This is a genomic window from Streptomyces sp. NPDC004788 (assembly GCF_053601115.1).
The window spans coordinates 25,147-50,967 of the sequence record NZ_JBSGBF010000058.1 but is presented as its reverse complement, the minus strand read 5'-3'; the positions used below and the strand labels follow the sequence as shown (position 1 = coordinate 50,967).

The window sequence follows — 25,821 nt, the reverse complement described above, 5'->3', positions numbered from 1 at the left end:
ACGGCCGAACTGGCCGTGGTCCTCGTCGACGCCCGCAACGGCGTCGTCGAGCAGACCCGCCGCCACGCCGCCGTCGCCGCCCTCCTCCGCGTCCCCCACGTCGTCCTCGCCGTCAACAAGATGGACCTGGTCGACTACCAGGAGTCCGTCTTCGCCGCCATCGCCGAGGAGTTCACCACCTACGCCTCCGAACTCGGCGTCCCGGAGATCACCGCCATTCCGATCTCCGCGCTCCTCGGCGACAACGTGGTCGAGCCGTCCACCAACATGGACTGGTACGCGGGCCCGACCGTCCTGGAGCACCTGGAGACCGTCGAGATCAGCCACGACGTCGCCGGCCGGCCCGCCCGCTTCCCCGTGCAGTACGTGATCCGCCCGCAGACCGCCGAGCACCCCGACTACCGGGGCTACGCGGGCCAGATCGCCGCCGGGATCCTCCACGTCGGCCAGGAGGTGACCGTACTGCCGTCGGGCCGGACGTCGACGATCACCGCGATCGACCTGCTCGGCACCCGCGTGGCGACGGCCTGGGCACCGCAGTCGGTCACGCTGCTCCTCGCCGACGACATCGACATCTCCCGCGGAGAACTGATCGTCCCGGCCGACGCCGTGCCCGGCAGCAGCCAGGACGTCGAGGCGACCGTCTGTCATGTGGCGGACCAGCCGCTCACCGTGGGCCAGCGGGTGCTGCTCAAGCACACCACCCGCACGGTCAAGGCGATCGTCAAGGACATCCCGTCCCGGCTGACCCTGGACGACCTCTCCCAGCACCCGAACCCCGAGCGGCTCGTCGCCAACGACATCGGCCGGGTCACGGTGCGCACCGCCGAACCGCTCGCGCTGGACTCGTACGCGGACTCGCGCCGTACCGGCTCGTTCCTGCTGATCGACCCGGCCGACGGCACCACGCTCGCCGCCGGCATGGCGGGCGAGTCCTTCTGATCCCGGCCTGATCACGGCCTCATTCCGGCCTGATCCCGAGCTGGTCCTGACCGGATCCCGACTGATCCCGATGTACGCGCCCTCGGACCGGGCGGCGAGCAACGAGCTGAAGGAGTGTGTGTGTCCAGGATCTTCGGGGCGTTCGGCGCACCGAACAGCGCGGTGGAACTGAACGCGGTCGCCGGGCGGCAACTGCACGGCGGCCGCGACGGCACCAGCGTGCTGCGCGGCGACACATGGTCCCTCGGCTGCAACAGACTCGCCGTCCTGGATCCGCGCGGCGGGGCCCAGCCCTACCGCTGTCCGCGGCTGCCGGGCATCGCGGTGGTCTTCGACGGCGAGATCTACAACCACCACCGGCTGCGCCGCCGGCTGCGGGCCCGTGGGCACGTCTTCACCGACATCTGCGACGGGTCCGTCCTGCCGGCGCTGTACGCCGAGCACGGCACGCGCTTCGCCGAGCACCTGGAAGGCATGTTCGCCATCGCCGTGATCGACCTGCGCCGACGGCCGCGCCTCGTGCTCGCGACCGACGACCACGGCATGAAGACGCTCTACCACCACACCGCTCCCGACGGCGCGGTGCGCTTCGCCTCCGAGCTGCCCGGTCTGCTCGCCTTCGGCCAGGTGCCCGCGGTGGAACGGGCCGCCGCCCTGGACGAGTACCTGTCCGTGGGCACCTGCGCCGACGACCGCACGGCCCTGGAGGGCATCAGGACCCTGCCGCCCGGCACCACGGCCGTCGCGAACGGATTCGACGGGCTGCGCCTGCACCGCCGTACGATCCCGGCAACCGCCCCGGCAGCGGCCCCGACCCCTGCCCCGGCCACCGCGCCGGTCCCGGACGGGGCGGCGGACCTCGGCGACATCCTGCGCGGGGAGATGGCCCGGCTCACCCGCGCCGACGTGCCCGTGTGCGGCGTGGTGACGGAAGGCGCGGACTCCCATCTCGTCAACGCCATGGCGACGCGCCAGCTCAGGGAGGTGGACGGCAGCCCGCTGCACAGCTTCCACGTGGTGTACCGCGGCCGCTCGCACTCCTCCGTCTGTGCGGCGGCCCGGCGGAGCGGGACCCTCCATCACGACGTCGTCCTCGACCCCGACGAACTGGTGGAACTCCTGCCCCGCACCATCTGGCACCTCGGCCGGCCGTACGCGGATCCCGCGGCCCCGGGCCGCTACGCCCTCTTCCGGGCCGTCCGGGGCGCCGGCTACACGGTCGCGCTGACGGCCGCCGGAGCCGGCGAGCTGTTCGGCGCGCACGAGCGCATGCGGCGCGCCCTCATGACACCACCGGACCGGCCGTGGATCGGCCCGTACCTGGATGCCCTGGCCAGTGTGCCGCGCCCCATCCGGACCTCCCTCTACAGCGCCGACTACCGCGACTACCTGCGCTTCCGGGGCACCGCCGCCGAACGGCTCGCCGAGACCCTGCGCGCCGGAGGCGAGGACCGTTTCCGCACCCTGACCGCCGTGGAGACCGGCTGGCGGCTGCCCGCCCACGACCTCCGCCAGATCGACCATGTGAGCACCGCGTGGTCGGTGGAGGCCCGCTTCCCCTATCTCCAGCCCGCCGTTTCCGCTTTCGCCAGGAACCTCTCGCCACGCCCGACGACAGGCGATACCCCTCTTTTCCAGACGGCCCAGCGCTACCTTCCGGCCAGTACGCTCCGCCGCAGCGCGCGCAGCACCGACGTCGGCGCCGACGAGCTGCTGCGGCCGGGCTCCGCGCTGATGGACCTCGCCCAGGACATCCTCCGGGAGACCCATCTCGACGAACGCTGGGACCGGACCGCGATCTCGAACCTGATCTCCACCCAGGCGAGACACCCGGCCCCGGACACGGCCGCCGCTCTGTGGGCGGTCCTGGTCCACGAGCTCTGGCGGCAGGAACTGCGCGTCCTGCGCCCGGCCGCCCTGCACCTGGCGCTGCCGGAGCCGGTCGCGGCCTAGCCGGTCACGCTCCCCCAAGATCTTGACGTGTTCCTTACGCGGTACATGCATCCGCGCGTGCCTCCGGGTCGTCCTGACCCGTGTCGAAGCGGTTACACGAAGGAGGGCGCCATGGAGAGCGCGTTGGTCGGAGTCGTCGTCGGGGTCGTCCTCCTCCTGCTGCTGCTCCGCAGCGGGATGCGCGTGATCAATCAGGTCGAGCGTGGTGTCGTGTTCCGATTCGGAAAGGCGCTGCCCGGCCACCGGCAGCCGGGCATCACCTTCCTGATCCCCGTCGCGGACCGCATGCGGAAGGTGAACGTCCAGGTCGCGACGCTGCCGATCCCGACGCAGGAAGGCATCACCAGGGACAACGTGTCGGTCAAGGTCGACGCGGTCGTCTACTACCGGGTCGTCGATCCCGCCCGCGCCGCGATCGAGGTGCAGGACTACGCCTTCGCCGTCGGCCAGGTCGCTCAGTCGTCCCTGCGCTCCATCATCGGCAAGAGCGACCTGGACGACCTCCTGTCCGACCGGGAGCGCCTGCACGAAGGACTCGCCCTGATGATCGACAGCCCGGCGGCCGGCTGGGGCGTCCACATCGACCGGGTCGAGATCAAGGACGTACAGCTTCCGGAGTCGCTGAAGCGGTCGATGTCCCGGCAGGCCGAGGCGGAGCGCGAACGGCGGGCCCGCGTGATCACCGCGGACGGCGAGTTCCAGGCGGCACAGCAGCTCGCCAACGCCTCACGGATCATGTCCGACACCCCGGAGGCGATGCAGCTGCGACTGCTCCAGACCGTCGTCGAGGTGGCCGCGGAGAAGAACTCCACGCTGGTGATGCCCTTCCCGGTGGAACTGCTCCGCTACTTCGACCGGGCGGCCCGCAACCTCGACCCCGCTCCGGCGCCGGCGCCGGAGACTCCGACGGGCACCGTGCCCGAGCAGCCGGGCCGGGCGGACGCCTCCTGACCGACCGCAGCCGGCCCCGCTCCGGGCGGCAGACTCCCGGCGGCAGACTCCGGGCGGCAGACTCCGGGCGGCAGACTCCGGTGCCTGGCCGTGGGGCCGGCACCGGTATCGTCGCCCGGATGGGCTTGTTCTTGCGCGACAACAGCTTCTTCACCGAGGACCACGAGGGCGTCCTGCACGCCCTGGAGGAGTTCTGGACAACCGAGGGACACCGGCTCGCCTTCCTGCCGGCCGAGGAAGACGACAGCCACGACGCCTACACGCTCTTCACCGGGTGGAACGGGTGGACCCAGCTGAGCTGGACCAGAGGCTGGGAGTGGGACCTGCGCCGCCGGGCGCAGCTGCACGTCTCCCGAGCGCTCGGCTGTCCGGGGCTCCTGACCTTCGTCCACGACGGCGACATGTGGGGCTACGAGCTCTTCGACGCGGGCGTGGTGCTCGACCAGTTCGTCCACTGGTGCGATCCGACCGGCTTCTTCCCCGGCAAGGACACCACCGGGCGACCCGAGGTCCTGGTCGCGGCCTTCCCGACCCTCTCCCTCGACCTCCGCCATGCCGCCGGCTACCTCTCGCCCTTTCCCGAGGACGAGGAGGACGAGCTCGCGTGGGACACGCACGTCAGGCCGGGCGACCGGTGGACCCGCGGCAACGCCCTGGTCTTCGAGGACTTCTGGCGGTTCCTCGGCATCGCGGAACCGCGACAGGGACAGCACGGCCGGATCGTGATGCCCGCCCCGGTGTGGCGGCGCTTCACCGTCGGGACGGTGTCCTCCCCGCGCCCGACTCCGGCCACCGGCTGACGCCCCGTACGGGCCGATCGGCGGCAAGGTCCCTCACGCGGCTCCCGACCCGTCCGGAGCGCCGACGGCGGCGCAACGCCTCAGCGAGCGCCGCCGGTCGGGAGGTGCTGCCAGGCGTCCGGCGTGGCAACCTGGATACGGAGCCTCCGACCAGGTCGCCCGATGGGGCGGCGAGGTTGTTCTCGAAGGAGCCCGAACCATGGCCAGCAACGTCAGTGCAGCTCAGAGGGGTGCCCGGACCACTCGCAGGCCGTTCGCCACAGGCTGGACGGTCTTCGCCGCCGTCATGATGATCTTCGGCGGTGCCATGGCGATATTCGAGGGGATCGCCGCCATCGCCAAGGACGACCTGATCGTCATCACCCGCGACTACGCCTACAAGATGAACACCACCGGATGGGGCTGGATCCACCTGATCCTGGGCATCCTCATCGTCCTGGCGGGCATCGCCCTCTTCTCCGGCGCCATGTGGGCGCGCGTCGTCGGCATCACCCTCGCCGGGCTCGGCATGCTCGCCAACTTCCTGTGGCTGCCCTATTACCCGTTCTGGGCCATCATGCTGATCGTCATCGACGCCATCGTGATCTGGGCTCTCTGCGCCGGAACCACCAGAACAGCCGGACTGGACTGACCTGCGGCCGCCGGTCCCACGTGCCCCGCACTACCGGGTGGTGGACGGGGCTCCGGCATCCGGTGTCCCGGGCGGCCCCTCCCGGAGTCCCGGCCGCCGGGCGGCGGCCTTCCGGTGCCAGGCGCCGTACCGCTCCGCCAGGAAGACGGCCGACACACCGTGCAGCAGGATGCTCAGCGCGATCGTCACGGCGACCACTCGCCCGAGAAGCCGGACCCCCGGCACGTTCTCCTCCACCACGAGCAGCCCGAAGACCACGGAGGCGAGCCCGCGCGGCCCGAACCATCCGACGTAGGCGACCGTGGGGAGGGCGAGACCGCTGCCGGCCAGGGAGAGGGCGACGGGCAGCATCCGGACCACCGTGAGGCTCAGCACGGCATAGGTGATGACCCGCCAGTCCGGCTGCTCCAGCGCGGGACCGAGGAGGACGGCCCCGAAGACCAGGAAGCTCAGGCACGCGAGCAGCTCCGCAAGGTGCTCGGCCAGGTCGGCGGTGTCGTCCGCGGCGGCCCGCGGCGCGTCCGCCGTCGTCTCCTCTCGGAGAGAGACACCGAACGCGAAGCCGGCCACCCACGCCGCGATGAACCCGCTCCCGTCGGCGGCGACCGCGAGCGTGTACGCACCCGCCGCCACGGCCAGGACGAACACCTGTCGCCAGCCGTCGTCGACCCATCCCTGCCTGCGTGCCAGGCGCAGCACCCGTCCGCCGACGCCGCCGACGGCCAGGCCCAGCACGGTGCTCAGCAGGAGCGCCCGCCAGAAGACCCCGGCGGCTCCCTCCTCCGCGGCCGTCGTGCCGGGCAGGCCCGCGAGGAAGAGGACGAAGAAGGGCAGCGCCATGCCGTCGTTGAGGCCGCTCTCGACGTTGAGACCGTTGCGGACGAGCGGAGGAACGCTCGGGCTGGACACCGCCGTCTTGCCCAGAGCCGCATCGGTCGGGGCCAGGATCACACCGACCAGGGCGAGTTCCCAGACGGTCAGGCCGGGCAGCAGGGGCCACGCCAGGAGCCATCCGGCCCCGATCGTCAGAGGGAGACCGATCCCCAGCAGGCGACCCGGCAGGAACCCGCCGAGGCTCAGATCCCGTCGGCGCACCGACATCGCGTCGGTGAGCAGGATGAGCGTCAGAGTGGCCTCGAGCAGATTCAGCACCGGTCCCGCGTCATGTCCCAGATCCAGCAGACCAAGCCCGAGCGGGCCGATCGCCACTCCGCAGCCGGTGAACACCATCGGCGCGGACACGACGGTGGTGGTGAGCCGCCGGGAGACGAGCGCGTACGCGGCCGAGACCGCGGCCACGGCCGCACCGGTCCACGCGCTGCCGCTCACCTTGGCCTCACCCGTGCGGGCGAGCAAAAACGGTCCAGGCGCCCGGCCCGGGCGTCGCCGCACCTGCGGGACGGGCCGCTCTCAGCGGTCCGTCCCGGAAACGACGTACGGCACGGGCCACCTGACAAGGTTTCTGGCACTCGATGACCCATCGGTGGGGAACTCGGCAGGCCACTCATCATCGGACACCGGCTGCTCCGCGCACGACAGCGACATCACCGCCAAGAGTCAGACGGCACGGCTGCTGGTCACCGTCCAGATGATCACCGACCTGATCGTCCTCGGCCTGGCCATCAAGGTCATCGTCGCCGCCGTACGCCGAGGCCAGGAGCACAGGGCAGCAGTGCCGAGCGCCCTCCGGACCGGGGGCGACGGACGCTGATGCCGAGTCCGGCCGCGCCCCCGCTGCTCACACCGCCCCCTCGCCCGTCACTCCAGGAACACCGCCGGTGACACACCGTCCGAATAGGCGAAGACCACGGGCGGCTCTTCCCCCGGTCGCTCCACCCAGGACGCACGAAAGGCCGCCCTCTCAAGGATGAGAGAACGGCCTCCGACTGCGTTTCCGCACAGTCGGGACGACAGGATTTGAACCTGCGACCCCTTGACCCCCAGTCAAGTGCGCTACCAAGCTGCGCCACGTCCCGGTGCCCGTCTGACCTGGGGTTTCCCTGGCCGAACGCGCATGAGAACAATACCGCACTTCCACGGGTGCTCACGAACACGTTTCACGTCGGCCACAGCAGCGTGCGCCCGCGTACACGCTCCGTGACATCACCCCCTCACTCTCCGTAACGCACCCTTGCGCCACTCCCGCGCTCCCACGCGCCCCCGCGGGGCCCCCGATGAAGGATTCACGGGCCCGCAATCCGTGCGGTTGCGGGGCGCCGAGGCCCTGGCACGCTTCCGGAATGCCACCCGTTCGGGTGATGAAGTGACGTATGGGGCGACCGCGACGCCCTCGCCTCCCTATGCCCCGGAATCTCTTGCCGTTGGCATGTGGCAGAAAGAAGCTCCTGGGGAATGCCCTTCCCGCCGGACCGAGCAGGCCAAGACCACGCGAAACACAGTCGGAATCAAACGTCAACCAGTCCTGTTTCGGACAACCTTGGTGGCGATATTGATCCGCCCCGTAAAGATCAACACCATGAAGTGGTCGGCCTGTTCGGGACGGGACCACTGCCGATGCTCCACCTGCTCGGACCACTCGACGGGCAGGCTTTTCGCAGGGGAGGACTCGAATGGACGGCTACTTCAGCAGTCGACTGCATCATCAGCTCCGGGAGACGGTGCGGGACTTCGCCGAGCGTGAGGTCCGGCCACGGATACCGGAGATGGAAGCGGCGCGCACCGTGCACCACGAGCTGTCCCGGCTGATCGCCGAACAGGGCTGGCTGGGAGCGACGATCGGCCACGAGTACGGCGGCATGGGCGCCGGCCATCTGGCCAAGACGATCATCATCGAGGAGCTGTCCCGGGTCAGCGGCGCGATGGGCGCCATGGTCCAGGCGTCGCAGCTGGGCACCGCGAAGATCGTCCACTTCGGCAGCGACGAGCAGCGCAAGACCTGGCTTCCGGCCATCGCCGCCGGCGAGTGCCTGCCGACCATCGCGGTCACCGAGTACGAGTCCGGCGGCCACGTCCTCGGCATGGAGGCGAGCGCGGTCCGTGACGGCGACGACTACGTCCTCAACGGCCGCAAGGTGTACGTCGGCAACAGCCACGTCGGCGACCTCCACGGTGTCGTGGTCCGGACCGGTCCCGGTTCAAAGGGACTGACCGCCTTCCTGGTCGAATCCGATCGCCCGGGGTTCAGGACCGGTCCGCAGCAGGCTTCGATGGGTCTGCACGGCTTCAGCTTCGGCGAGCTCATCTTCGAGAACTGCCGGGTGCCGGCCGCCAACCGGCTCGGCGACGAGGGCGACGGCCTCTCCGTCGCGTACTCCTCCAGCGTGCTCTACGGCCGGGCCAACCTCACGGCCGTGTCGCTCGGCATCCACCAGGCCATCCTGGAGGAGACCACCCGCTTCGCCACCGAGCGCATCCGCTACGGCAAGCCGCTCGCCGCGCTGCCCACCGTCAAGCTGAAGCTGGGGCAGATGCAGTCGCGCCTGATGACGGCCCGGCTCGCCGCCTACCACGCCGTGCATCTGCTCGACCAGGGCCTGTCCTGCGACACCGAGCTGATGAACGCCAAGCTGGTGAACGTCGAGTCCGCGATCGACTCCGGCCGCAACGCGATGGAGATCCACGCCGCGGCGGGCCTCTTCACCGACCGGCCCATCGAGCGCTACCTGCGCGACGCGCACCACATCTTCGCGCCCGCGGGCACCTCCGACATCCAGCTTCTGCGCCTCGCCGAGGTCGCCCTCGGCCAGGACAAGGGCAGTTGGTCGGAGCGGCTCTCCGAGGTGGTCCGCACGCCGGCCCCGGAGCCCGTACACGCCTGACGGCCCGGCTGACACGGTCGGCAGAAGCACCGTGCCCCGGCGTCCGGCGACGAAGCCGAACCCCGGGGCACCCGTACGAACACCTGCAAGCAGGCGTCAGATCAGTCCGTCCTCACGGCGGTTGATCTGCTCCACCAGCTCCGCCGCCATGGCCTTGATCGTCTCGAGACCGGCCCGCCCCCAGGGCCGTACGTCCGTGTCGACGACACAGATCGTGCCGAGCGCCACGCCCGTGCGGTCTATGAGCGGGGCGCCCATGTACGAGCGGATGCCGATCTCGTCCACGACCGGGTTGCCCGCGAAGCGCGGGTAGTCGCAGACGTCCTCCAGGACGAGGGCCTTGCGGCGCACCACCACGTGCGGGCAGTAGCCGTGGTCGCGGGCCATGAAGCGGCCGACGCCGCCGCCCGCCGCGTTGGCGCCGAGGTCGGAGCCCGAGTGCGTACCGGCCGGGGTGTGCAGGCCCGCGAAGAACTGCCGGTTCTCGTCGATGAAGTTGACCATCGAGTACGGGGCTCCGGTCACCTCCGCGAGGCGGTGGGCGAACTCGTCGAACGCCGGGTCCGGCTGCTCGCCGAGGCCCAGTTCGCGCAGCCGCCGCACCCGGGCGGGCGCGTCCTTGTCGATCGGGGTCAGCAGCATGTGGCCGGTCGGGTCGTAGGTCATGGCGTGACTCCGTAGCTCGGCACGGCGGCCGGGATGGTGGTGAGCAGATGCTGGACGAGGGTCAGCAGGGTGCGGATTCCGGAGCTGGAGATCCGGGCGTCGCAGAGCACGACCGGCACGGTGGGCTTGAGGTCGAGGGCCGCCCGTACCTCGTCCGGGTCGTAGCGGAAGGCGCCGTCGAACTCGTTGACCGCCACCACGAAGGTGATGCCCCGCCGCTCGAAGAAGTCGACGGCGGAGAAGCACTCCTGGAGACGGCGGGTGTCGGCCAGGACGACCGCGCCGAGGGCTCCCTCGGAGAGTTCGTCCCACATGAACCAGAAGCGCTCCTGGCCCGGGGTGCCGAACAGATAGAGAACGTTGCGGTCGTCGAGCGTGATGCGCCCGAAGTCCATCGCGACCGTGGTCGTGGTCTTGGACTCCACGCCCTCCAGGCTGTCGGTGGCCGCGCTGACCGAGGTCAGCAGCTCTTCGGTGCTGAGCGGTTCGATCTCGCTGACCGCGCCCACGAAGGTGGTCTTGCCCACCCCGAAACCGCCCGCGACCAGGATCTTCAGCGCGGTGGGGAAGGGGTCGGCCGCGAAGCCGCCGGGAGCGTCGGGGCCCCGGTCGTGGCGCTCAGAGCCGTTGTCGTAGGCCATCGAGCACTGCCTCCAGCAAGGAACGGTCGGTTGGATTGGCGTGGAAGCGGGGCGCGCGGGCGGTGAGCGCCCCGCAGTCCACGAGGTCGGAGAGCAGGACCTTGGTGACGACGGCCGGGAGCCTTAAGTGCGCCGCGATCTCCGCCACCGAGGTGGGCCCGCCGCACAGCCCGAGGGCCAGGCTGTGCTCGGGACCCATGTGCGGCTGCGGTGCCGTGCCGGTCGCCATCACCATCGAGAGCAGGTCGAGCGCGGCGGTGGGCTTGGTCCGCCCACCGCTGACGGTGTAGGGACGGATCAGCCGGCCCGCCGCGTCGTCGAGCCAGGGTCCTTCCTGGTGGGACCCGATCGTCACTGTCCCGCGCCGCCCACCATGCCCGCGGCCTGCCGGGCCGGGGTGACCAGATACGGCCGGACGCTCTTGACGAGCATGGCCATCTCGTAGCCGAGGACGGCGGCGTCGGCCTCGCGGCCGGCGAGGACCGCGAGACAGGTGCCGGAGCCGGCGGTGGACACGAACAACAGCGTGGAGTCCAGCTCGACCACGACCTGGCGGACCTCGCCGCCGTCGCCGAACCGCGCGCCGGCGCTGCGGCCGAGCGAGTAGAGGCCGGAGGCGAGTGCGGCCATGTGGTCGGCCGCGTCGGGGTCGAGGCCGTGGACGGACTTGACCAGGCCGTCGGAGGAGAGCAGTACGGCGTTGCGGGTGTAGGGGACCCGCTGGACCAGGCCGCTCAGCAGCCAGTCGAGATCCGCGGAATGGCCGTTCGGCGCATTGCTCGCCATGGTGCATCTACTCCTTGTGCGCGTCACCGGGACGCAGCGATTCGCGGGGGGCGGGGGGCTGGGATTCTGCGAGGCCGATACCGCGCTGGAAGGCGGCCATCAGACCCGGGTCGTGCAGGGCGTGCTCCTCGGGCTTGCGGACCGCGGGCTCGTCGCGCAGCTGCGGGACGAGGTGTTCCTGGGCGCGCCGCTTGGGGAGGTCAGGCCTGCCGGGTGCTCCGGAGCGCGGGGCCGGGGGGGCCTCGCCGGGGGCCGGAGCGGGATGTGCGGAATGAGCGGTGCCGGGCCGGGGGGGCTCGGCGGGGGTGGGGGTGGGCTGGGACGGTACCCCGGCCAGGCCGGGTCCGCCGTACGGGGAGCCGGCGTGGGCCGTGAACGGGGCGGTGAGCGGAGCCGCGGCGGGGGCGCCGGCCGGCTGGGGGGCCGGCGGGTGCGCGGAGGTGCGCGGCTGGTGGTGCGGGGTGTGCGCCGAGGCGTGGACCGGCGCCGACACGTGACTCGGTGCCTGGGCCGGCGCGTGACTCGGTGCCTGGGCCGGCGAGTGGGCCGGCGCCTGCGCCGGTACGGGGCCGGCCGCGGGCGCGGCCGGGGCAGCGGGCGCCTGGGGCGCGGGCTTCGCGGCGGGGGCGCCGGTGAGCGGGACGGCCTGGGGCTGGACGCCCTGCATCTGCGCGTGCACCTGCGCCTGGTCCTGGGCCTGGCCCTCGCGGCGGGCGAGGCCCTCCGGGTCGGCGCCGAGCAGGCCCTGCGGCAGGACGAGCACGGCCTGCACGCCGCCGTAGATGTTCGACTGGAGGCGTACGGCGATGCCGTGGCGCCGGGCGAGGGCGGAGACGACGAAGAGTCCGATGCGGCCGTCCTGGAGCAGGTGCGCCACGTTGACCTGGTCGGGGTCGGCAAGCAGCGCGTTCATCTTGTTCTGCTCGTCGACGGGCATGCCGAGGCCGCGGTCCTCGACCTCGATGGCGAGGCCGGCCGTGACGTACTGGGCGCGCAGCAGCACCGTGGTGTGCGGCGCGGAGAACAGCGTCGCGTTCTCGACGAGTTCGGCGAGGAGGTGGATGACGTCGGCCACGGCATGGCCCCGCAGCGTACCGTCGATCGGCGGCACCAGCTTGACGCGCGGGTACTGCTCGACCTCGGCGATGGAGGAGCGCAGCACCTCGGTCATGGTGACCGGGTTCGACCACTGGCGACGGGAGATGGCGCCGCCGAGGACGGCGAGGTTCTCCGCGTGCCGCCGGATGCGGGTGGCGAGGTGGTCGACGTGGAACAGCCCCTTGAGCAGCTCGGGGTCCTCGACCTCGTTCTCCAGTTCGTCGAGGAGCTGGATCTCGCGGTGGACGAGGGACTGGAGCCGGCGGGCGAGGTTCACGAAGACCTCGACCTTCTGCTCGTTGCCGACGCTGCTGGACAGCTGCGACGCCTGCACCACGGAGGCCACGGCGGCCTCGTGGGAGCGGGTCAGTTCCTGCGCGAGCTTGTCGAACTCGTCGTGGGCGCCGCCGGAGGGCAGCGCGGGCCGGGGCGCGAGGCTCTCGCCCCTGCGCAACTGTTCGACGATCGTGCGCAGTTCGCTCTGGTCGCGGGCCGTGGTGCGGCGCAGGGCGGTGGCCCGGTCGAGCACCGCCTTGGCGGCCCGGTCGGCGCCGAGCGCGGCGGCGGTCACCGAGGCGACCGTGAGCGCGGCGGCGCCGGTGAGCGCGGCCCACAGGCCGGGCGTCATGGGGGCGCCGGTGGAGCGGATCGTGAACAGCACGGCGGCGGCGCCGCCGAGCGCCACCGCGACCGCCGGGAGGACGGAGGTACGCAGGAGTTGGGGGCGTATGCGCGCCTCGGTCGGGAGCGGCGCGGGCTGCTGAGCGGGGCCGGCGCCGGTCGTGCCGACGGCGGTGCGGGCGCCTGACCGGCCGTGCCGCCCGCCCTCGCGGCGGTCGGACCGCGCGGCGGGTGCGCGAAGTTGAGACATGAGTGTCCTTGGTACGTGCCCAGGATTCGGCGTACTACGGGGGTGCACTACGGGGGAGGTGTCCTACGTGGGTGTGATGAGCCTACCGATGATCACCAGGCAGCCACTGTAGTCGTCAACCGTTCGGGTGCGGTGCGCAGTTGGCAAACTTACCCGTAGAGCGCGGGAGTCTGGTATCACCCGCCCCGGTTCGGTCCGGGAATGATTGGCCGAAACTCGCCGCCCCGGCACGCCCGCCGTCCCTCCCGGAACCGGACCGGAGCCTCCTCCACCCGCCCACGGCCCACATCAGCGAGGTGCCTTCCCTCCTGAGCGGAATCCCGTTGCGCGGGCGGGCGCGAGGGCGCGCACCGCACCCTCGCCGTACGCCGCCCGGCACCTTCGCACCGCCCGTCCGCCCACCGCTCCCGCCCGTACGCGCGTCCTCCTTCGCGTTCGTTACGGACGCGCGGCGGGGCGCAGATCGGCCTTGCCGAAGAGGAGCGCGTAGCCGGAGGGCAGCTGCCGGATGACCCGGTCGGTGAGCTCGGCGCCGGCCAGGCGGGAGACGGGCGCGAGGACCGCTCCGACATCCCAGCGGGTGGTGGCCAGGCCGCCGCCGGTGCGCTCGGCGAGGTCCTTGATGAACTCCCAGCCGGTGAGCGGGGTGACGGCGGGGACCTGGGCGGTGAGGACCAGGGCCGCCTCGAAGGGAAGACGGGCGGCGAGCTCGACGCGCTCGTCGCCGACGAGCTGGCGTCCCAGCGCCGCGAGGACGGAGCGGACCGCCTGCTCGGCGCGTTCGCGGGTGGGGTAGGCACCCTCGTAACGGACGCGTTCGAGCAGGCCGGTGTAGGAGGCCCCGCCGTGGCCGTTCGCGGACACGGCGGGGTTCGTGGTCTCGGTCTGCAGGGTCATGGCGGTCAGTCGCCGTTCTCTTCGGGCCCGGCGGTCGGGGCCGGGCGGAGCGAACAGGTGTCGACGAAACGGGCCGGGCTCAACCGGGCAGGTGCGGCCGGCCGAAAAGGAGGTCGTATCCGGGTGGGAGCTGGAGGAGCATCCGGCCGGTGAGTTCCTCGCCGGCCGCGTCGGCGACGACGCTGAGCACGGCGCTGACGTCCCAGGCCGCCGTCCGTTCGGTGGCTCCCTCGATCCAGGCGGCCGTCGCGCGCACGAAGCGTTCCGGCGAGAGCGGTTCGCCGGCCTGGAGCGGGTTGAGCAGGATGACGGCGAAGGTCTCCGGCAGGCGGGCGGCGAGCGCGGCCCGCACGTCGCCCACCAGGTGGGCGCCGAGGAGGGCGAGCACGACCCGGGAGGCGCGTTCGGCCTCGTGCTCCGTTCCGTAGTCACCGCGCTCCCGCACCTGGTCGAGGAACGTCTGCCATCGCAGTCTCATGACGCGGCCCCTTCTTCACGGGGTGACGGCTCTTCCACGGGGTGACGGCCGGGGCGGAGGGACGGCGGAGGGGGAGGCGACCGCCCTCCGCGCCCGGCCCGCTGCGCCGGCTCAGCCGCTGATCTCCCTGCGGCTGCCGCCGTCGCTGATGGTGATCTTGCGGGGCTTCGCCCGCTCGGCGATCGGGATGCGCAGAGTGAGCACGCCCGCCGTGTAGTCCGCCGAGATCTTCTCGGTGTCGAGGGTGTCGGCCAGCATCAGCTGGCGCGAGAAGACGCCGAGAGGCCGCTCGGACAGTTCCATCTGGACGTCGTCGCTCTTCGCCACCGGCCGCCGCTCGGTCTTCACCGTCAGCATGTTCCGCTCGACGTCGATGTCGATCGCGTCGGGCGAGACGCCCGGCAGATCCATCATGATCACGTACGCGTCGCCCTCGCGGTAGGCGTCCATCGGGACGGCGGCGGGGCGTGACCACGTGCCGGTCGTGCCCAGCATCTGCTGGGTCAGGCGATCGAGTTCGCGGAACGGGTCGGTGCGCATCAACATCGTGAAACACCTCCATCGGTCCAGGCTTTGGTTGCCAATGCGCTTCACCTGACACCGTTGTAACATGTCAACGGATGGACGACAAGTGGAGTCGTCAACGGACAGACGACAGGTAGTGTCGTCAACGGAATGACGACGTCCGGGAGTGTGATCCGAATGACCGAAGGCGGCGACCCCGTCACCTTCCGTGCCGCCCTGGCGGCCCTCGCCGCGATCGACGAGACGGTCCGCGCGGCCCGTTCCGCGGACGCCCCCGCCGCGCCTCCGAGCGCCTCCTCCGAGGAGGCGCTCGCCGCGCTGCTCCTCCTGCGGGAGCTGCGCGAGCAGCTCGCGAGCTGGGAGCCCGCCCTGATCGAGGCCGCCCGGGACGCGGGCGCCAGCTGGGCCGAGCTCGCCGAGCCCCTCGGCGTCACCAGCCGGCAGGCCGCGGAGCGCCGCTATCTGCGGGTGCGCCCCGGCCGCCCCGGCGCCACCGGCGAGCAGCGCGTCCAGGCGACCCGGGACCGCCGCGCCGCCGACCGCTCGGTCACGAGCTGGGCCCGCGACAACGCCGCCGAACTGCGCCTGCTCGCCGCCCAGATCAGCTCCCTCGACAACCTCGCCGGCGCCCTGCGGCGCGACCTCAGCCAGGCCCTGGCGGACGTCGACCCGGCCGGCCTCCTGGAACCCCTCGCCCGCACCCACACCGCCCATCCCCCGCTGCCCCCCGACCTGGCCGCGCGCGTCGACTCCCTGACCCGCCGCACCACCGACCTCCGCAACGAGAGCGACCAGCGCCGCGGCGGGACCGCACGGCCCTGACCCCGCGGAGCGGGCCGCACGCCGCCCCGGCTCCCGGTCCCCTCGTCCTGCGGGGGGCTGGGGGTCTGCGGGGCCTGCCGGTGGCTGTGGGGGGCTTGTGGGAGTGCCCGGGCGCCGATGTGGCCTAATGGGGGGCATGACTCTGGACGAGGGCCGGCGCGTGCGGCTGGCGAGCGAGCTGAAGCTGCCCCTGGCCGGTGACTTCGACGGGCCTTCCCTGCTCCTCGCGGCAGGCAACGAGGGCACTGTCGAGCGCGTCACCGAGCACCTCCGCGAGGAGACTCCCGAGGCGCGCGAGTACGTCCGGCTCGCGTCCCTCCTCGACGCCTACGGCCCCCAGATGCCGCCCGCCAGCAGGAGACAGCTGGAGGAGCAGGTGGCGGCGTTGGAGCCGGAGTGGCGCGCGTACGAGCAGCGCCGAACGCGGGTGACCGTGCGCGTCCGCCTCGACAACGGCTTCCTCCTCGACGACGCGGCGGAGAACCTCTTCACCCCGCTGACGCCCTGACCCGAGGCCGCCCTACGCCTCGGGCACGCCGAGCCGCGGGGCGGCGGACCCGTGCCGCTCCAGCTGCCGGCGCATGTCGAGCAGGTGGTGGCGCAGCTCGTGGAGGGTGTGCACGGCGAGCCAGCGCAGGGAGCGTTCCGTGCGTTCCGGGTAGCTGTAGATCAGCGTGCGCTCCCAGTCGGCGGCCGGCAGGCGGTCGAGGGAACGGGCGAACAGCTCAGCCGCGTCCCGGAGTTGGCGGGCGACGTCGGCGGGCTCCTGCTCCGCGTATCCGTCGTGCTCGACCCGCTCGTCACGCCCCATGGGCTCGGCGACCGGCGTCTCGTACCGCCGCGCGGCCAGCAGGCGTTCCCGTTGGACGAGCAGCACGTCGCGCATGTGGCAGGCGTACTCGAGCGGCGCCCACACCTGCGGCGCCGGACGCCGCCGCAGCGCCGACGGCGCCGCCGTGAGGAGCTCGGCGTAATCGTCCGCGAGGCTTCTGGCGAGCGCCGGGACTCCGGGGCCCTGGGCAAGGTCGTACACGAAGCCGCATTCCAAGCAAGCCGTCACACACCGACGTTAGCAAGCCCGGGAAACCCCCGCGGACCTTTCTTTCGCTCCGTCGGCCCATCAGGGACGATTCCCGGATGGCGCAACGTGCCGAACTGCGCACTAGTGGTGTCCACGTGGGCGTTTCTCGACGCGCCACGAGCCAGTCACGGTGGACGCCCTGGCTGGGTGTCCACGAACGGAGCACCACCATGACCCCCGACCTCTTCGACAGCGATCCCGCGGACCACGGCCCCCGGCCGTTCCCCTTCCGCGCACCGGCTCCGACCTCCCCGACCTCCCCGGCCCCGCCGCCGATACCCCCGCACCCGCCGGAGCCGGCCGCGACGGACCCGGTCGAGTCCGCCCAGGCCGCCCCGGCCGCTTCGGCCACCCCGGCCGCCTCGGCCACCCCGGCCGCACCTACGGACGACGCACCGGTGTCGGGCTCGCCGCTGCCGGTGGCCCCGCAGACGGCGGCACCGGAGCCCGTACCGCCCGGGGCTCCGCCTCCGGAGACGCCCGAGCCGGCGCCCGAGCCGGCGCCGGAGCACGCGCCGGAGCACGCGCCGCAGGACGAGGACGGCGAGGAAGCCATCCACACGCTGCTGTGGACGGCGGCCACCGAGCGTCCGGTGACCGAGGTCGCCGCGCTCGTCGCCCAGCTCAAGGAGTCCGGTGAGGTGTCCTCCCCCGCCGACGTGGCGCTGCGCGCCGCGGCGGTCTCCCGCCCCCTCGACGAGGTGCGGCAGCTGGTCGTGCTGCTCAACGAGTCGGGCTACGACCTGCACCAGGCCGAGACCACGCTGCGCGCCGCGGCGCTGGGCCGGCCGATCGAGGACATCGTCGAGCTCGTGAACATCATCGGCGCCGACGGCAGCAGTTGGCGCGCCACCGGCACCGCCACCGGCACCGGCACCGGCACCGACCCGGCCGCGGGCGATGGCGCGGATGCCCCGGCGCGGGCGGCCGCCGCCGGGGCGGCGGTGCCGACGATGCCGGCGGACGGCAAACGATCCCCCGGGACCGCCGCGCCGAAGAAGCGGGTGCGCGAGGCCCTGCGGTCGGCCAGATCGCCCCTGAACCAGGCGCTGGCGGCGGGTCCGGGCAGCCACACCCCGTCCACCGCGCTGCGGTCGGCGCTGCGCTGGCCCGCGGCGGTCGCGCTGTTCGCCTGCGGCCTGATCCATCTGCCGACCGACGTGCACGGACTGCGCTCCGGCGGCACCGCGGCGATGGTGTCGGTCGTGGTCACCGCGTGCTGTCTGCTCGCCGCGATGTGGGTGGCCGTACGGGACAGCGTCACCGCGTGGGCCGCGGCGGCGGCGGTCGCCGTCGGGATCGTCGGGCTCCACGCGCTGGCCGGTGTGCGCGCCGTCGACCTCCTCGCGAGCAGTCTCGGTTCCCGGTTCGCCTGGGCGCAGGCCCTGGCGGTGCTGAGTTCCGCCGCGGTGATCGCCCTGGCCGCCACGGCCCTGCTCCGTCATACGCGGACGACCGGCGCGGCCGACGGCACCTGACGACCGCCGCGTCCCCGGACGTACGCGTTCCCGGACGTACGCGTCCCCGGACGCCCGCAGGCACCGGTCCCCTCGGGACCGGTGCCTCGCCGCACCCCGCGTGGCGCCCCACCGTCGCTTCCGGGCGGGCCGGCCGGGGAGAATGCGGACGGTGAGAATCAGCGCGCGCGAACTCAACAGGGCCACCCTCCACCGTCAACTGCTCCTGGAGCGGGCCCCCCTGGGGGCCGCCGAGGGCGTGCGGCGGGTGGTCGCGTTGCAGGCGCAGCACGCCGGCTCGCCGTACGTGGCGCTGTGGAACCGGCTGGCCGGGTTCGATCCGGCGGCGCTGGACGCCGCGTTCGGACGGCGCGAGGTGGTCAAGGCGACGCTGATGCGGATCACGCTGCACGCCGTGCACGCCGAGGACTACCGGGTGTTCCGGGAGGCGGTGCAACCGACGCTGTACGCGTCGCGGCTCGGGTCCAGGACCGGGTTGCCGCCCGCCGAGGTGCAGGACCTCGTGCCGGGGCTGCTCGCGTTCGCCGAGGTGCCGCGGGGCACCGCGGAGATCAAGGGGTGGCTCGCGGAGCGGGTGGGCGAGGCGGCCCGGGACGGGGCCTGGTGGGGGCTGCGCGGGTACGCGCCGCTGCACCACCATCCGACCGGCGGACCCTGGTCGTTCGGGGAGCGCCCGTCGTACGTGGCGGCGGGCGGCGGTCCACCGGCTGCGGGGCGCGAGGGGGAGCCGGGGGCGCTGCGGCGGCTCGTCGTGCGCTGTCTGGAGGGTTTCGGGCCGGCGTCGGTGGCGGACGTGGCGCAGTTCGCGATGGTGCGGCGAGGTCCCGTCCGGGAGGCGTTGCGGGAGCTGGGCGACGCGGTGGAACGGCTCGAAGGGCCGGACGGCGGCGAGCTGTTCGACCTGCCGGGGGCCGGCCGGCCGGCCGGGGAGACGCCCGCGCCGCCGCGGCTGCTCGGCATGTGGGACAGCGTCCTGCTCGCGTACGCGGACCGGGGCCGGGTGGTGCCGCCGGAGTACCGGCGGGCGGTGATCCGGGTCAACGGTGACGTGCTGCCGACGCTGCTGGTCGACGGCTGGGTCGCGGGGGTGTGGCGGCCCGTGGAGGGCGGGATCGAGGCGACGGCCTTCCACGAGCTGCCGGAACCGGTGTGGGAGGCGCTGGCGGAGGAGGCCCGGGCGCTGTACGCCCTGCTGGCGGCGCGCGATCCGCGGCTCTACCACCGCTATGCCCACTGGTGGCCCAGGCTGCCGGCCGGGCACCGGCGGCTGCTGCCCGGTTGAGTACCCGCCCGACCGCGGCTCGTGGTTCCCTGGTCGTCCGGAGTCACGAGTCGAGGTCGGCCAGGTCGTCCAGGTCGTCCGTCACGTCGGCCAGGTCGCCCACGTCGTCCGTCGTCACGTCGTCACGTCGGCCAGGTCGCCCACGTCGTCCGTCGTCACGTCGGCCAGGTCCTCCAGGTCGTCCAGGTCGAAGGAGCAGTTCATGACCAACGCCCCTGTCCCGTTCCAGCTGTACGCGGAGGGCACGTACCTCCACGGTACGAAGGCCGACCTCGCGCCGGGCGACCTGCTGACGCCCGGTCGCTCGTCCAACTACGAGGAGGGGCGCACCTCCCGCCACGTGTACGTCTCGGAGACCCTGGACGCCGCGGTGTGGGGTGCCGAGCTGGCGGCCGGCGAGGGCCCGGGGCGGATCTACGTGGTCGAGCCGACGGGTGAGCTGGAGGACGACCCGAACGTCACGGACCGCAAGTTCCCGGGCAACCCCACCCGCTCGTACCGCACCCGTGAGCCGGTCCGGGTCGTGTCGGAGCTGACGGACTGGGCCGGGCACTCGCCCGAGCAGATCGAGGCCATGCGGAACGGCCTGGACGACCTCCGGCGGCGCGGGATCGCCACGATCCTGGACTGACCGGCTGATCAGGTCCACCACGGCATCGCGGCGATCTGGCCCATGCACCGCGAACGGTGCCGTCCGCCGCGCCGGAAGACCGCCCTCCGACCGGATGTCGCACCGGTCAGGAGGGCGGCGTTCCCTCGCGGACATCACGCCGGCGCGGACGTCAGACGCGCGTCCGCTCCGGTGTCGGCGTCAGGACGGGTCGCCGTACTGGAGGCCGCGTCCGTTGGTGCCGACGTACACGCGACCGAAGGTGTCGGGGTCGCCGGTGATGACGCCGACGCCGCCGATGCTGCCCCACTGGTGGGCGTCGTCGTTCACGCGGAGCCAGGTGGCGCCCTTGTCGATGGAGCGGAAGACGCCGGTGACGTCCTTGACGGTGCCGATCAGGTAGAGGGCCTGGTAGGAGGCGCCGGGTGCGGCCTTGCCGAAGCCGAGGGCAGAGACGGACCGCACCGTGGTGAGCGTGGTGAAGGTGCGGCCGCCGTCGGTGGAGTGCAGCAGCCCCTGGGCGCCGCCTGCGATCCACAGGTCCCCGGCGACGCCGGGAACGGCGGTGAGCCGGCCGGCGGGCAGGTTCGTCGCGCGGGCGGTGAAGGTCGCTCCGCCGTCGGTGCTGGCGTGGAGCGTGCCGCCGGACAGGGAGTAGAAGGTCCTGGCCGAGGAGCGGTCGGCGACGACGACGGCGTCGGTGCCCAAGCCGCTGACCTTCGACCAGCTCGCGCCCCGGTCGGTCGAGCGGTACGGGGCCTGACCGGCCTGGGTCCAGACGATGGTGGAGCCGTCCGCCGCGAGCGCGACATGACCGTCCTGGGCGCCGGCCACCGGCTCCGCCTGGAAGCCGTTCCAGCTGCTGCCGCCGTCGGTGGAGTAGGCGCCGTCCTGCGCGCCGCCCCGACCGACGCGGACCATCACCGCGGGGTTCGACTGGGCGAAGTCGATGTCCGTGCTGTTGGTCATCATCGGGTGGTCCAGCCGCCCGGTCGGCACCCTGGTCAGGTCGTCGTGCCGGAAGCCGCCCTGGTCACCCATGGCGGTGATGACGGCGGCGCCGCCGGGCGGGGCGATCGCGTCCATCAGCGCGGTCTCCTCAAGCCCCCGCGCCCCGGCGGCCCAGTGGCTGGTGCCGCCGCTGTCGGTGGCGGTGGCGTCCTTGCTGCGCCAGATGCCGTTGCCGGTGCCGTACAGCACGTGACCGGAGTCGAACGGGTCGATGGCCAGGGCGGTCATCCAGTGCCCGGTGTGGGTGCCGACGTAGGGAGCGGCGGAGGCGTTCCGCACCGACGTGGCCGCCAGCGCCTTCCAGTTCGTGCCGCCGTCCGTGGTGCGGTAGATCTCGTCCTCGGGCCACCAGCGGTCGAGGGTGGTGACCATCACCGTGGACGGCTTGCTCGGGTCGACGGCCAGGCCGGAGAACCCGTAAGAACCGCTGGACGGGGAGACGTTCTTCCACGCCCCGCCGCCGCTCGGCGTGTACTTCCACACCGAGCCGGCGGTCACACCGTTGGGTCCGAGGGCGTTGGTGTACGTCAGGTAGAGCGAGCCGTCGCCGGAGAGGACGCCGTGCTGCGGGAACCGGCCGGTGGGCTGACCGGGGACGGCCTGCCAGGTGGTGCCGCCGTCGGTGGAGCGGTACAGGGAGGTGGAGTTGTCGGCGACGCCGACGTAGACCGTGTTGCCGCCGGCCGGGCCGTACGTCACGAAGGAGATGCCCGCGCCGCTGCTCGCTCCGTCCTTGACGGGGAACGAGGAGACCTGTCGCCATGTCGCGCCGCTGTCCGTGCTGCGCCACAGGCCGTTCTTGCGGGTGCCGAGCAGCAGGACGCGGTGGTCCGAGGGGTCGATCACGAGCCGTTCGCCCGCCCCGCGGCCGTCCTCGTTGCCGCCCAGCTTGAACGGCAGGTCGACGCGCTGGAAGGTGCGGCCCCGGTCGGTGGAGCGCAGGATCGCGCCGTTGCCGGCCCAGTCGTTGGTGTAGGTGCCGGCCGCGAGGTAGAGGCGGTTCGGGTCCACGGGGTCGGTGGCCAGCGCGTCGATGCCCAGGAGGTTCCAGTCCTTCTCGCCGATCCAGTCGGTCAGCGGGATCCACTGCTCGGCCGCGCTGTCCCAGCGGTAGGCGCCGCCCATGTCGGTGCGCGCGTACAGCAGGCCCTTCTCCCGCGGGTTGAACACCAGACCGGTGACGTAACCTCCGCCCACGACCTGGGCGTTCTTCCACACGTACGGTCCGGTCCCGGTGGCCGGGGCCTCGGCCGTCTTCACCAGCTTCCACTGCTGGTTGGTGCTGCCATGGCCGGGATACTGGATGACTGCCGCGCCGTCGGCCGTGGAGCCTCCGGAGACGTCCAGGACCTGGCCGCTCCTGCGGGAGGTCAAGGTGACGGCGCCGGAACCGCTCACCTCGTCGACCCGCCACTCCTGGGAGGCGGAGGAGCTGTCGGTCTGCTGCTCGGCGGCGGCCGCCTGCGCGGTCGAGTCGCCGTCTGTTCCGAGCACTTTGCCGCTGTTGCGGTTCACCAGCTCGTAGTAGCCGTCGCCGGTGGGCCTGAGCCTCCACTGCTGGTTGGCCGTGTTCTGGTCGGTCCACTGCTGGATGCGGGTGCCGTCGGCGGTGGAGAAGGCGTTGACGTCCAGCACCTTGCCGCTGCGCACCGAGACCAGTTTGTAGTAGGCACTGTCGTCGACCGTCGCGGCCTGCGAGTCGTCCTGCACGAACAGGAGGTACGGCACGACGGTGGCGGGCACACCGAGCAGCAGAACGGTGGCGGTCCTGCGGCGGCGGTGACGTCCGCGGCGCCCGGCGTTGGTGGGGTGATTCATGGGGGGTGTTTCTCCTTGTGGAACCGTGGATCGGGCAGGTCAGCGCTGCAGGCTCAGGACACCCGGCCGGTACGGCAGTTGGTCGTAGGGGCCGTCCGCGGTGGGAGACTTGCCCTGGTACAGGAACTGGAGGTTGCAGGGGTCGACGGTCATGGTCTGGTCGGGGTTGGTGCGGATCAGATCGCCGTGGCTGATGTCGTCGGTCCAGGTCGCACCGCTGTTGGCCTTGCCCGCGAAGGGGTTGCTCTCGGTCGCGGCCTGCGGGGTCCACGTACCGCTCAGGCCGGCGGCCGTGAAGGAGCGGAAGTAGCGCTGCTCCTGCGCGCCCCGGGCCTCGACGATCATGAGGTACTGGTTCCGGCCCTGGACCTTGTAGACCTGCGGCGCCTCGAAGAGGTTCTTCACCGTGTCGCTCATGACCGTCGTGTACGACGAGCCGAAACTGCCCGGGAAGTTTCCGATCGGCATGCTCGCCCGGTAGATCCTGCCGTTGTCACCGGCGAAGAACAGGTACATGTTCTTCTCGTCGCCGATCAGGGTCTGGTCGATCGGGCCGGTGCCGGATTCGGTGCGGGGGATGCTGCCGGTGAAGAGCGGCTGCGGCGCGGACCAGCCGTTGGGGTCGGCGGGGTCGCTGGACGTGCGGTAGCTGAAGGGCGCCGCACCCCACTGGTAGGCGAGGACCCAGATCTTCTTGGGCGCGAAGTAGAACAGTGTGGGCGCCACCGCGTTCTGGCTCATCTTCGTCTGGCCGGCCGATGCCATGTCGGACCAGTTCGTGAAGGGGCTGAACGCCATCGAGCCGTACGAGGTTCCCGACGCGCTCGACGCGTACACCAGATGCTTGCCGCCCAGCATCACGTGGGTGAAGTCCTTCACCGCGGCCCAGCCGTTCGACGGCTGTGCGAGGGGACCCGTCGAACTCCACTTGTACGTCGACGGAAGGGCGCACGTGCCGCCGCCCGTCTGGGCGGGGGCGGTCCACTTCTGGTTGCCGACGGACGCGCAGGTGTAGAGCTGGATCCTGGTGCCGTTCGCGGTGGCGGCGCCGACGGCGTCGAGGCACAGCCCGGACTGGACGCCGGTGATCGAGCCGTCCGTGTGGAAGTCCCACTGCTGGTTGGTGCCGCCGTTGCAGTCCCAGATGACCACCGGGGTGCCGTTGGTGGTGCCCTTGCCCTGGGCGTCCAGGCACTTGTTGCCGTACACCTTCAGCTGCTTCGCGGCGGTGTGGGTCCAGCGCTGGCCGGCCTGTCCGCTGCAGTCCCACAGTTGCGCCCGGGTGCCGTTGGCGGTGGCGGATCCGGGGATGTCGGCGCAGCGGCCGGAGGCCGCGCCCTTGATCTCTCCGGTACCGCCGTTCGGCTCGGCCGGGGTGGTGCCGGAGCCGGAATGGAGGGTGTTCATGACGGCGGTGTACGCGGGCTTGGGCTTGCCGTTGCTGTCGAACAGCAGGGGGCTTTCGCCGCGGCGCCAGGAGTCGCTGTCGCGGACGCCCCACACCGTGATGCCGGTGCACCGGGCCACGGAGAGGCAGGTGCTGACCGTGTTCGCGTAGTGGGTGGGTGATGCCTGGGCGATGTCCAGCTCGGTGATCTGGACGTCGACGCCCAGGGCGGCGAAGCCGGCCAGGGTGGTCTTGAAGGACGCCGGCGGGCCGCCCGCCCCGAAGTGGCTCTGGAACCCGACGCAGTCGATGGGCACGCCGCGGGACCTGAAGTCCTTGACCATGCGGTAGACGCCCTGGGTCTTGGCGTCCGGCCAGTTCTCGATGTTGTAGTCGTTGTAGCAGAGCTTGGCGGAGGGGTCGGCCGCACGGGCGGTGCGGAACGCTTCCTCGACGAAGCCGTCGCCGAGCACCTTCTGGAAGACCGAGTCGCGGAGCCGGCCGCTGCCACCGTCGGCGAACGCCTCGTTGACGACGTCCCAGGCGTAGATCTTTCCCTTGTAGTGGGTCATCTCGGTGGTGATGTGGTGGTTCATGACGCTGCGCAGCGTCTGCGCGTCGCGGATGGAACCGACCCAGGAGGGAAGCTGCGAGTGCCAGACCGTGGTGTGGCCCCGCAGGCGCTGGCCGTGTGCCAGGGCGCGGTCGACGATCCGGTCCGCGGGGCCGAAGACGAAGGTGCCGCGGGACGGTTCGATGGCGTCCCACTTCATCTCGTTCTCCGGGGTGATCATGTTGAACTCCCGGTCGGCGATCGCGGTGTACGCGGGGTCGCCGAGCCTGCCGGCGGCCACAGCCGTGCCGAAGTACCTGCCCGAGGGGGCCGCCTGGGTCCCCAGGCCTGCGGCTCCGGCGGAGCTGGGGAGGAACGTGACGACACCGGCCACCAGCGCCGTGGCCGACAGCCCTATCGTCCATGTCCGGCGTCGCCGGCGGAGCCGGTGCAGGCCCTTCATGATTCTCCTCGGCGGTTCTGCGCACCGGTCGCCCGGAGCTCGTGGATGTGTTGCGTCATGGAGGAACTTTCTTCAGGGGATGCGTCAGTGGGGGAAGTCGGCCTGCCACGCCGGCATGTCATGGCGGCGGCAGGAGGGACACCCCTGAAGTGGAGGCTTGCGAACGCGCAGGCTCGTAACAGAAAAGTCGCGCCGCCCGCGGGATCGCCTGGTGATGCATCTCGCAGACGGAAAGCGTTATGCCGAGCGCCGAGGCCCGGCCGCGCCCGCGGAGAGAGAGGACGACCGGGGCCGGTCA

The 25,821-nt window shown here is 72.1% G+C and carries 24 protein-coding genes and 1 tRNA gene; 12 read left to right on the top strand and 13 right to left on the bottom strand.

The genetic code is table 11. The features are described from left to right. The 5 genes from ACWEJX_RS23960 to ACWEJX_RS23940 all read left to right on the top strand — a co-directional run. On the top strand, positions 1–942 hold a 942-nt coding region (locus tag ACWEJX_RS23960; protein ID WP_451609455.1), incomplete at its 5' end, for a sulfate adenylyltransferase subunit 1. A gap of 120 nt (positions 943–1,062) precedes the next feature. Further along, positions 1,063–2,895 carry an asparagine synthetase B family protein gene (locus tag ACWEJX_RS23955; RefSeq protein ID WP_451609454.1) on the top strand — a complete coding sequence of 611 codons (1,833 nt, stop codon included), beginning with the start codon at positions 1,063–1,065 and terminating at the stop codon, positions 2,893–2,895. Positions 2,896–3,006: 111 nt separating this feature from the next. Next, positions 3,007–3,846: a slipin family protein gene (locus ACWEJX_RS23950; protein WP_451609453.1), complete on the top strand. Its 840-nt coding sequence runs from the start codon at positions 3,007–3,009 to the stop codon at positions 3,844–3,846. Positions 3,847–3,965: 119 nt separating this feature from the next. Next, a complete protein-coding gene (locus ACWEJX_RS23945; protein WP_451609452.1) occupies positions 3,966–4,646 on the top strand; it encodes a hypothetical protein in 681 nt (226 codons plus the stop codon). Positions 4,647–4,845: 199 nt separating this feature from the next. Continuing rightward, positions 4,846–5,277, top strand: a complete 432-nt coding sequence (locus ACWEJX_RS23940; protein WP_451609451.1) for a DUF7144 family membrane protein — start codon at positions 4,846–4,848, stop codon at positions 5,275–5,277. A 30-nt stretch (positions 5,278–5,307) separates the two neighbouring features. Here the strand turns inward: ACWEJX_RS23940 and ACWEJX_RS23935 are convergent, their stop codons facing one another. Continuing rightward, complete coding sequence (locus ACWEJX_RS23935; protein ID WP_451609450.1) at positions 5,308–6,606, bottom strand: cation:proton antiporter domain-containing protein; 1,299 nt, start codon at positions 6,604–6,606, stop codon at positions 5,308–5,310. A gap of 154 nt (positions 6,607–6,760) precedes the next feature. Here ACWEJX_RS23935 and ACWEJX_RS23930 point away from each other — a divergent pair, with 154 nt between their 5' ends. Next, entirely contained in the window at positions 6,761–6,988 is a 228-nt protein-coding gene (locus tag ACWEJX_RS23930) for a hypothetical protein (protein WP_451609449.1), read from the top strand. Between the two features lie 191 nt (positions 6,989–7,179). Here ACWEJX_RS23930 and ACWEJX_RS23925 read toward each other — a convergent pair. Then, a tRNA-Pro gene (locus tag ACWEJX_RS23925) sits at positions 7,180–7,253 on the bottom strand. Between the two features lie 594 nt (positions 7,254–7,847). On the opposite strand from ACWEJX_RS23925, the gene ACWEJX_RS23920 reads away from it, so the two are divergent. Beyond that, the gene (locus tag ACWEJX_RS23920; protein WP_451609448.1) at positions 7,848–9,056 is read left to right on the top strand and encodes an acyl-CoA dehydrogenase family protein; all 1,209 of its coding nucleotides are present in this window, start codon (positions 7,848–7,850) and stop codon (positions 9,054–9,056) included. Positions 9,057–9,152: 96 nt separating this feature from the next. Here ACWEJX_RS23920 and ACWEJX_RS23915 read toward each other — a convergent pair whose 3' ends face one another. From ACWEJX_RS23915 to ACWEJX_RS23880, 8 genes are all read right to left on the bottom strand, one after another. Continuing rightward, positions 9,153–9,722 (bottom strand): GAF domain-containing protein, encoded by a 570-nt coding sequence (locus ACWEJX_RS23915; protein WP_403789765.1) that lies wholly within the window; start codon positions 9,720–9,722, stop codon positions 9,153–9,155. After that, positions 9,719–10,363, bottom strand: a complete 645-nt coding sequence (locus ACWEJX_RS23910) for a GTP-binding protein (protein ID WP_451609447.1) — start codon at positions 10,361–10,363, stop codon at positions 9,719–9,721. Before ACWEJX_RS23910 ends, ACWEJX_RS23915 begins: the two co-directional genes overlap by 4 nt. Next, positions 10,341–10,712 (bottom strand): DUF742 domain-containing protein, encoded by a 372-nt coding sequence (locus tag ACWEJX_RS23905; RefSeq protein WP_389210360.1) that lies wholly within the window; start codon positions 10,710–10,712, stop codon positions 10,341–10,343. The genes ACWEJX_RS23910 and ACWEJX_RS23905 overlap by 23 nt, the downstream gene beginning before the upstream one ends. A 2-nt stretch (positions 10,713–10,714) precedes the next feature. Further along, positions 10,715–11,149 carry a roadblock/LC7 domain-containing protein gene (locus ACWEJX_RS23900; protein ID WP_403789762.1) on the bottom strand — a complete coding sequence of 145 codons (435 nt, stop codon included), beginning with the start codon at positions 11,147–11,149 and terminating at the stop codon, positions 10,715–10,717. A 7-nt stretch (positions 11,150–11,156) separates the two neighbouring features. Next, on the bottom strand, positions 11,157–13,118 hold the full coding sequence (locus ACWEJX_RS23895; protein WP_451609446.1) for a sensor histidine kinase: 1,962 nt from the start codon (positions 13,116–13,118) through the stop codon (positions 11,157–11,159). A 438-nt stretch (positions 13,119–13,556) separates the two neighbouring features. Next, positions 13,557–14,015 carry a DUF2267 domain-containing protein gene (locus tag ACWEJX_RS23890; protein ID WP_451609445.1) on the bottom strand — a complete coding sequence of 153 codons (459 nt, stop codon included), beginning with the start codon at positions 14,013–14,015 and terminating at the stop codon, positions 13,557–13,559. A 79-nt stretch (positions 14,016–14,094) separates the two neighbouring features. Then, positions 14,095–14,493 (bottom strand): DUF2267 domain-containing protein, encoded by a 399-nt coding sequence (locus tag ACWEJX_RS23885; protein WP_451609444.1) that lies wholly within the window; start codon positions 14,491–14,493, stop codon positions 14,095–14,097. Between the two features lie 111 nt (positions 14,494–14,604). Continuing rightward, the gene (locus ACWEJX_RS23880; RefSeq protein ID WP_403789758.1) at positions 14,605–15,039 is read right to left on the bottom strand and encodes an Hsp20/alpha crystallin family protein; all 435 of its coding nucleotides are present in this window, start codon (positions 15,037–15,039) and stop codon (positions 14,605–14,607) included. 156 nt (positions 15,040–15,195) lie between these two features. Here ACWEJX_RS23880 and ACWEJX_RS23875 point away from each other — a divergent pair, with 156 nt between their 5' ends. Together ACWEJX_RS23875 and ACWEJX_RS23870 are read left to right on the top strand one after the other, a co-directional pair. Continuing rightward, complete coding sequence (locus ACWEJX_RS23875) at positions 15,196–15,840, top strand: type III effector protein (RefSeq protein ID WP_451609443.1); 645 nt, start codon at positions 15,196–15,198, stop codon at positions 15,838–15,840. Between the two features lie 136 nt (positions 15,841–15,976). Beyond that, positions 15,977–16,348, top strand: a complete 372-nt coding sequence (locus tag ACWEJX_RS23870; protein ID WP_451609442.1) for a hypothetical protein — start codon at positions 15,977–15,979, stop codon at positions 16,346–16,348. A 12-nt stretch (positions 16,349–16,360) separates the two neighbouring features. Here ACWEJX_RS23870 and ACWEJX_RS23865 read toward each other — a convergent pair whose 3' ends face one another. Next, the gene (locus ACWEJX_RS23865; RefSeq protein ID WP_451609441.1) at positions 16,361–16,900 is read right to left on the bottom strand and encodes a DinB family protein; all 540 of its coding nucleotides are present in this window, start codon (positions 16,898–16,900) and stop codon (positions 16,361–16,363) included. Positions 16,901–17,091: 191 nt separating this feature from the next. Here ACWEJX_RS23865 and ACWEJX_RS23860 point away from each other — a divergent pair, with 191 nt between their 5' ends. The 3 genes from ACWEJX_RS23860 to arr all read left to right on the top strand — a co-directional run bounded on the left by ACWEJX_RS23860 (position 17,092) and on the right by arr (position 20,312). After that, positions 17,092–18,399, top strand: coding sequence for a hypothetical protein (locus ACWEJX_RS23860; RefSeq protein WP_451609440.1), 1,308 nt, complete (start codon positions 17,092–17,094; stop codon positions 18,397–18,399). Positions 18,400–18,550: 151 nt separating this feature from the next. Beyond that, positions 18,551–19,681 (top strand): winged helix DNA-binding domain-containing protein, encoded by a 1,131-nt coding sequence (locus ACWEJX_RS23855; RefSeq protein WP_451609439.1) that lies wholly within the window; start codon positions 18,551–18,553, stop codon positions 19,679–19,681. Positions 19,682–19,883: 202 nt separating this feature from the next. After that, on the top strand, positions 19,884–20,312 hold the full coding sequence (gene arr / locus ACWEJX_RS23850; protein WP_451609438.1) for an NAD(+)--rifampin ADP-ribosyltransferase: 429 nt from the start codon (positions 19,884–19,886) through the stop codon (positions 20,310–20,312). 180 nt (positions 20,313–20,492) lie between these two features. Here the strand turns inward: arr and ACWEJX_RS23845 are convergent, their stop codons facing one another. Both ACWEJX_RS23845 and ACWEJX_RS23840 read right to left on the bottom strand, forming a co-directional pair. Continuing rightward, entirely contained in the window at positions 20,493–23,120 is a 2,628-nt protein-coding gene (locus tag ACWEJX_RS23845) for an RICIN domain-containing protein (protein ID WP_451609437.1), read from the bottom strand. A gap of 39 nt (positions 23,121–23,159) precedes the next feature. Continuing rightward, entirely contained in the window at positions 23,160–25,523 is a 2,364-nt protein-coding gene (locus ACWEJX_RS23840; protein ID WP_451609436.1) for a non-reducing end alpha-L-arabinofuranosidase family hydrolase, read from the bottom strand. Positions 25,524–25,821: the final 298 nt, after the last annotated feature.

Bases quoted from the DNA above. Each gene is read 5' to 3' on its own strand.
- ACWEJX_RS23895 (WP_451609446.1), bottom strand. From the start codon at position 13,118: ATGTCTCAACTTCGCGCACCCGCCGCGCGGTCCGACCGCCGCGAGGGC.
- ACWEJX_RS23885 (WP_451609444.1), bottom strand. From the start codon at position 14,493: ATGAGACTGCGATGGCAGACGTTCCTCGACCAGGTGCGGGAGCGCGGT.
- ACWEJX_RS23915 (WP_403789765.1), bottom strand. From the start codon at position 9,722: ATGACCTACGACCCGACCGGCCACATGCTGCTGACCCCGATCGACAAG.
- ACWEJX_RS23945 (WP_451609452.1), top strand. From the start codon at position 3,966: ATGGGCTTGTTCTTGCGCGACAACAGCTTCTTCACCGAGGACCACGAG.
- ACWEJX_RS23950 (WP_451609453.1), top strand. From the start codon at position 3,007: ATGGAGAGCGCGTTGGTCGGAGTCGTCGTCGGGGTCGTCCTCCTCCTG.
- ACWEJX_RS23840 (WP_451609436.1), bottom strand. From the start codon at position 25,523: ATGAAGGGCCTGCACCGGCTCCGCCGGCGACGCCGGACATGGACGATA.
- ACWEJX_RS23845 (WP_451609437.1), bottom strand. From the start codon at position 23,120: ATGAATCACCCCACCAACGCCGGGCGCCGCGGACGTCACCGCCGCCGC.
- ACWEJX_RS23860 (WP_451609440.1), top strand. From the start codon at position 17,092: ATGACCCCCGACCTCTTCGACAGCGATCCCGCGGACCACGGCCCCCGG.
- ACWEJX_RS23890 (WP_451609445.1), bottom strand. From the start codon at position 14,015: ATGACCCTGCAGACCGAGACCACGAACCCCGCCGTGTCCGCGAACGGC.
- ACWEJX_RS23920 (WP_451609448.1), top strand. From the start codon at position 7,848: ATGGACGGCTACTTCAGCAGTCGACTGCATCATCAGCTCCGGGAGACG.
- ACWEJX_RS23875 (WP_451609443.1), top strand. From the start codon at position 15,196: ATGACCGAAGGCGGCGACCCCGTCACCTTCCGTGCCGCCCTGGCGGCC.
- arr (WP_451609438.1), top strand. From the start codon at position 19,884: ATGACCAACGCCCCTGTCCCGTTCCAGCTGTACGCGGAGGGCACGTAC.
- ACWEJX_RS23870 (WP_451609442.1), top strand. From the start codon at position 15,977: ATGACTCTGGACGAGGGCCGGCGCGTGCGGCTGGCGAGCGAGCTGAAG.
- ACWEJX_RS23940 (WP_451609451.1), top strand. From the start codon at position 4,846: ATGGCCAGCAACGTCAGTGCAGCTCAGAGGGGTGCCCGGACCACTCGC.
- ACWEJX_RS23900 (WP_403789762.1), bottom strand. From the start codon at position 11,149: ATGGCGAGCAATGCGCCGAACGGCCATTCCGCGGATCTCGACTGGCTG.
- ACWEJX_RS23880 (WP_403789758.1), bottom strand. From the start codon at position 15,039: ATGTTGATGCGCACCGACCCGTTCCGCGAACTCGATCGCCTGACCCAG.
- ACWEJX_RS23910 (WP_451609447.1), bottom strand. From the start codon at position 10,363: ATGGCCTACGACAACGGCTCTGAGCGCCACGACCGGGGCCCCGACGCT.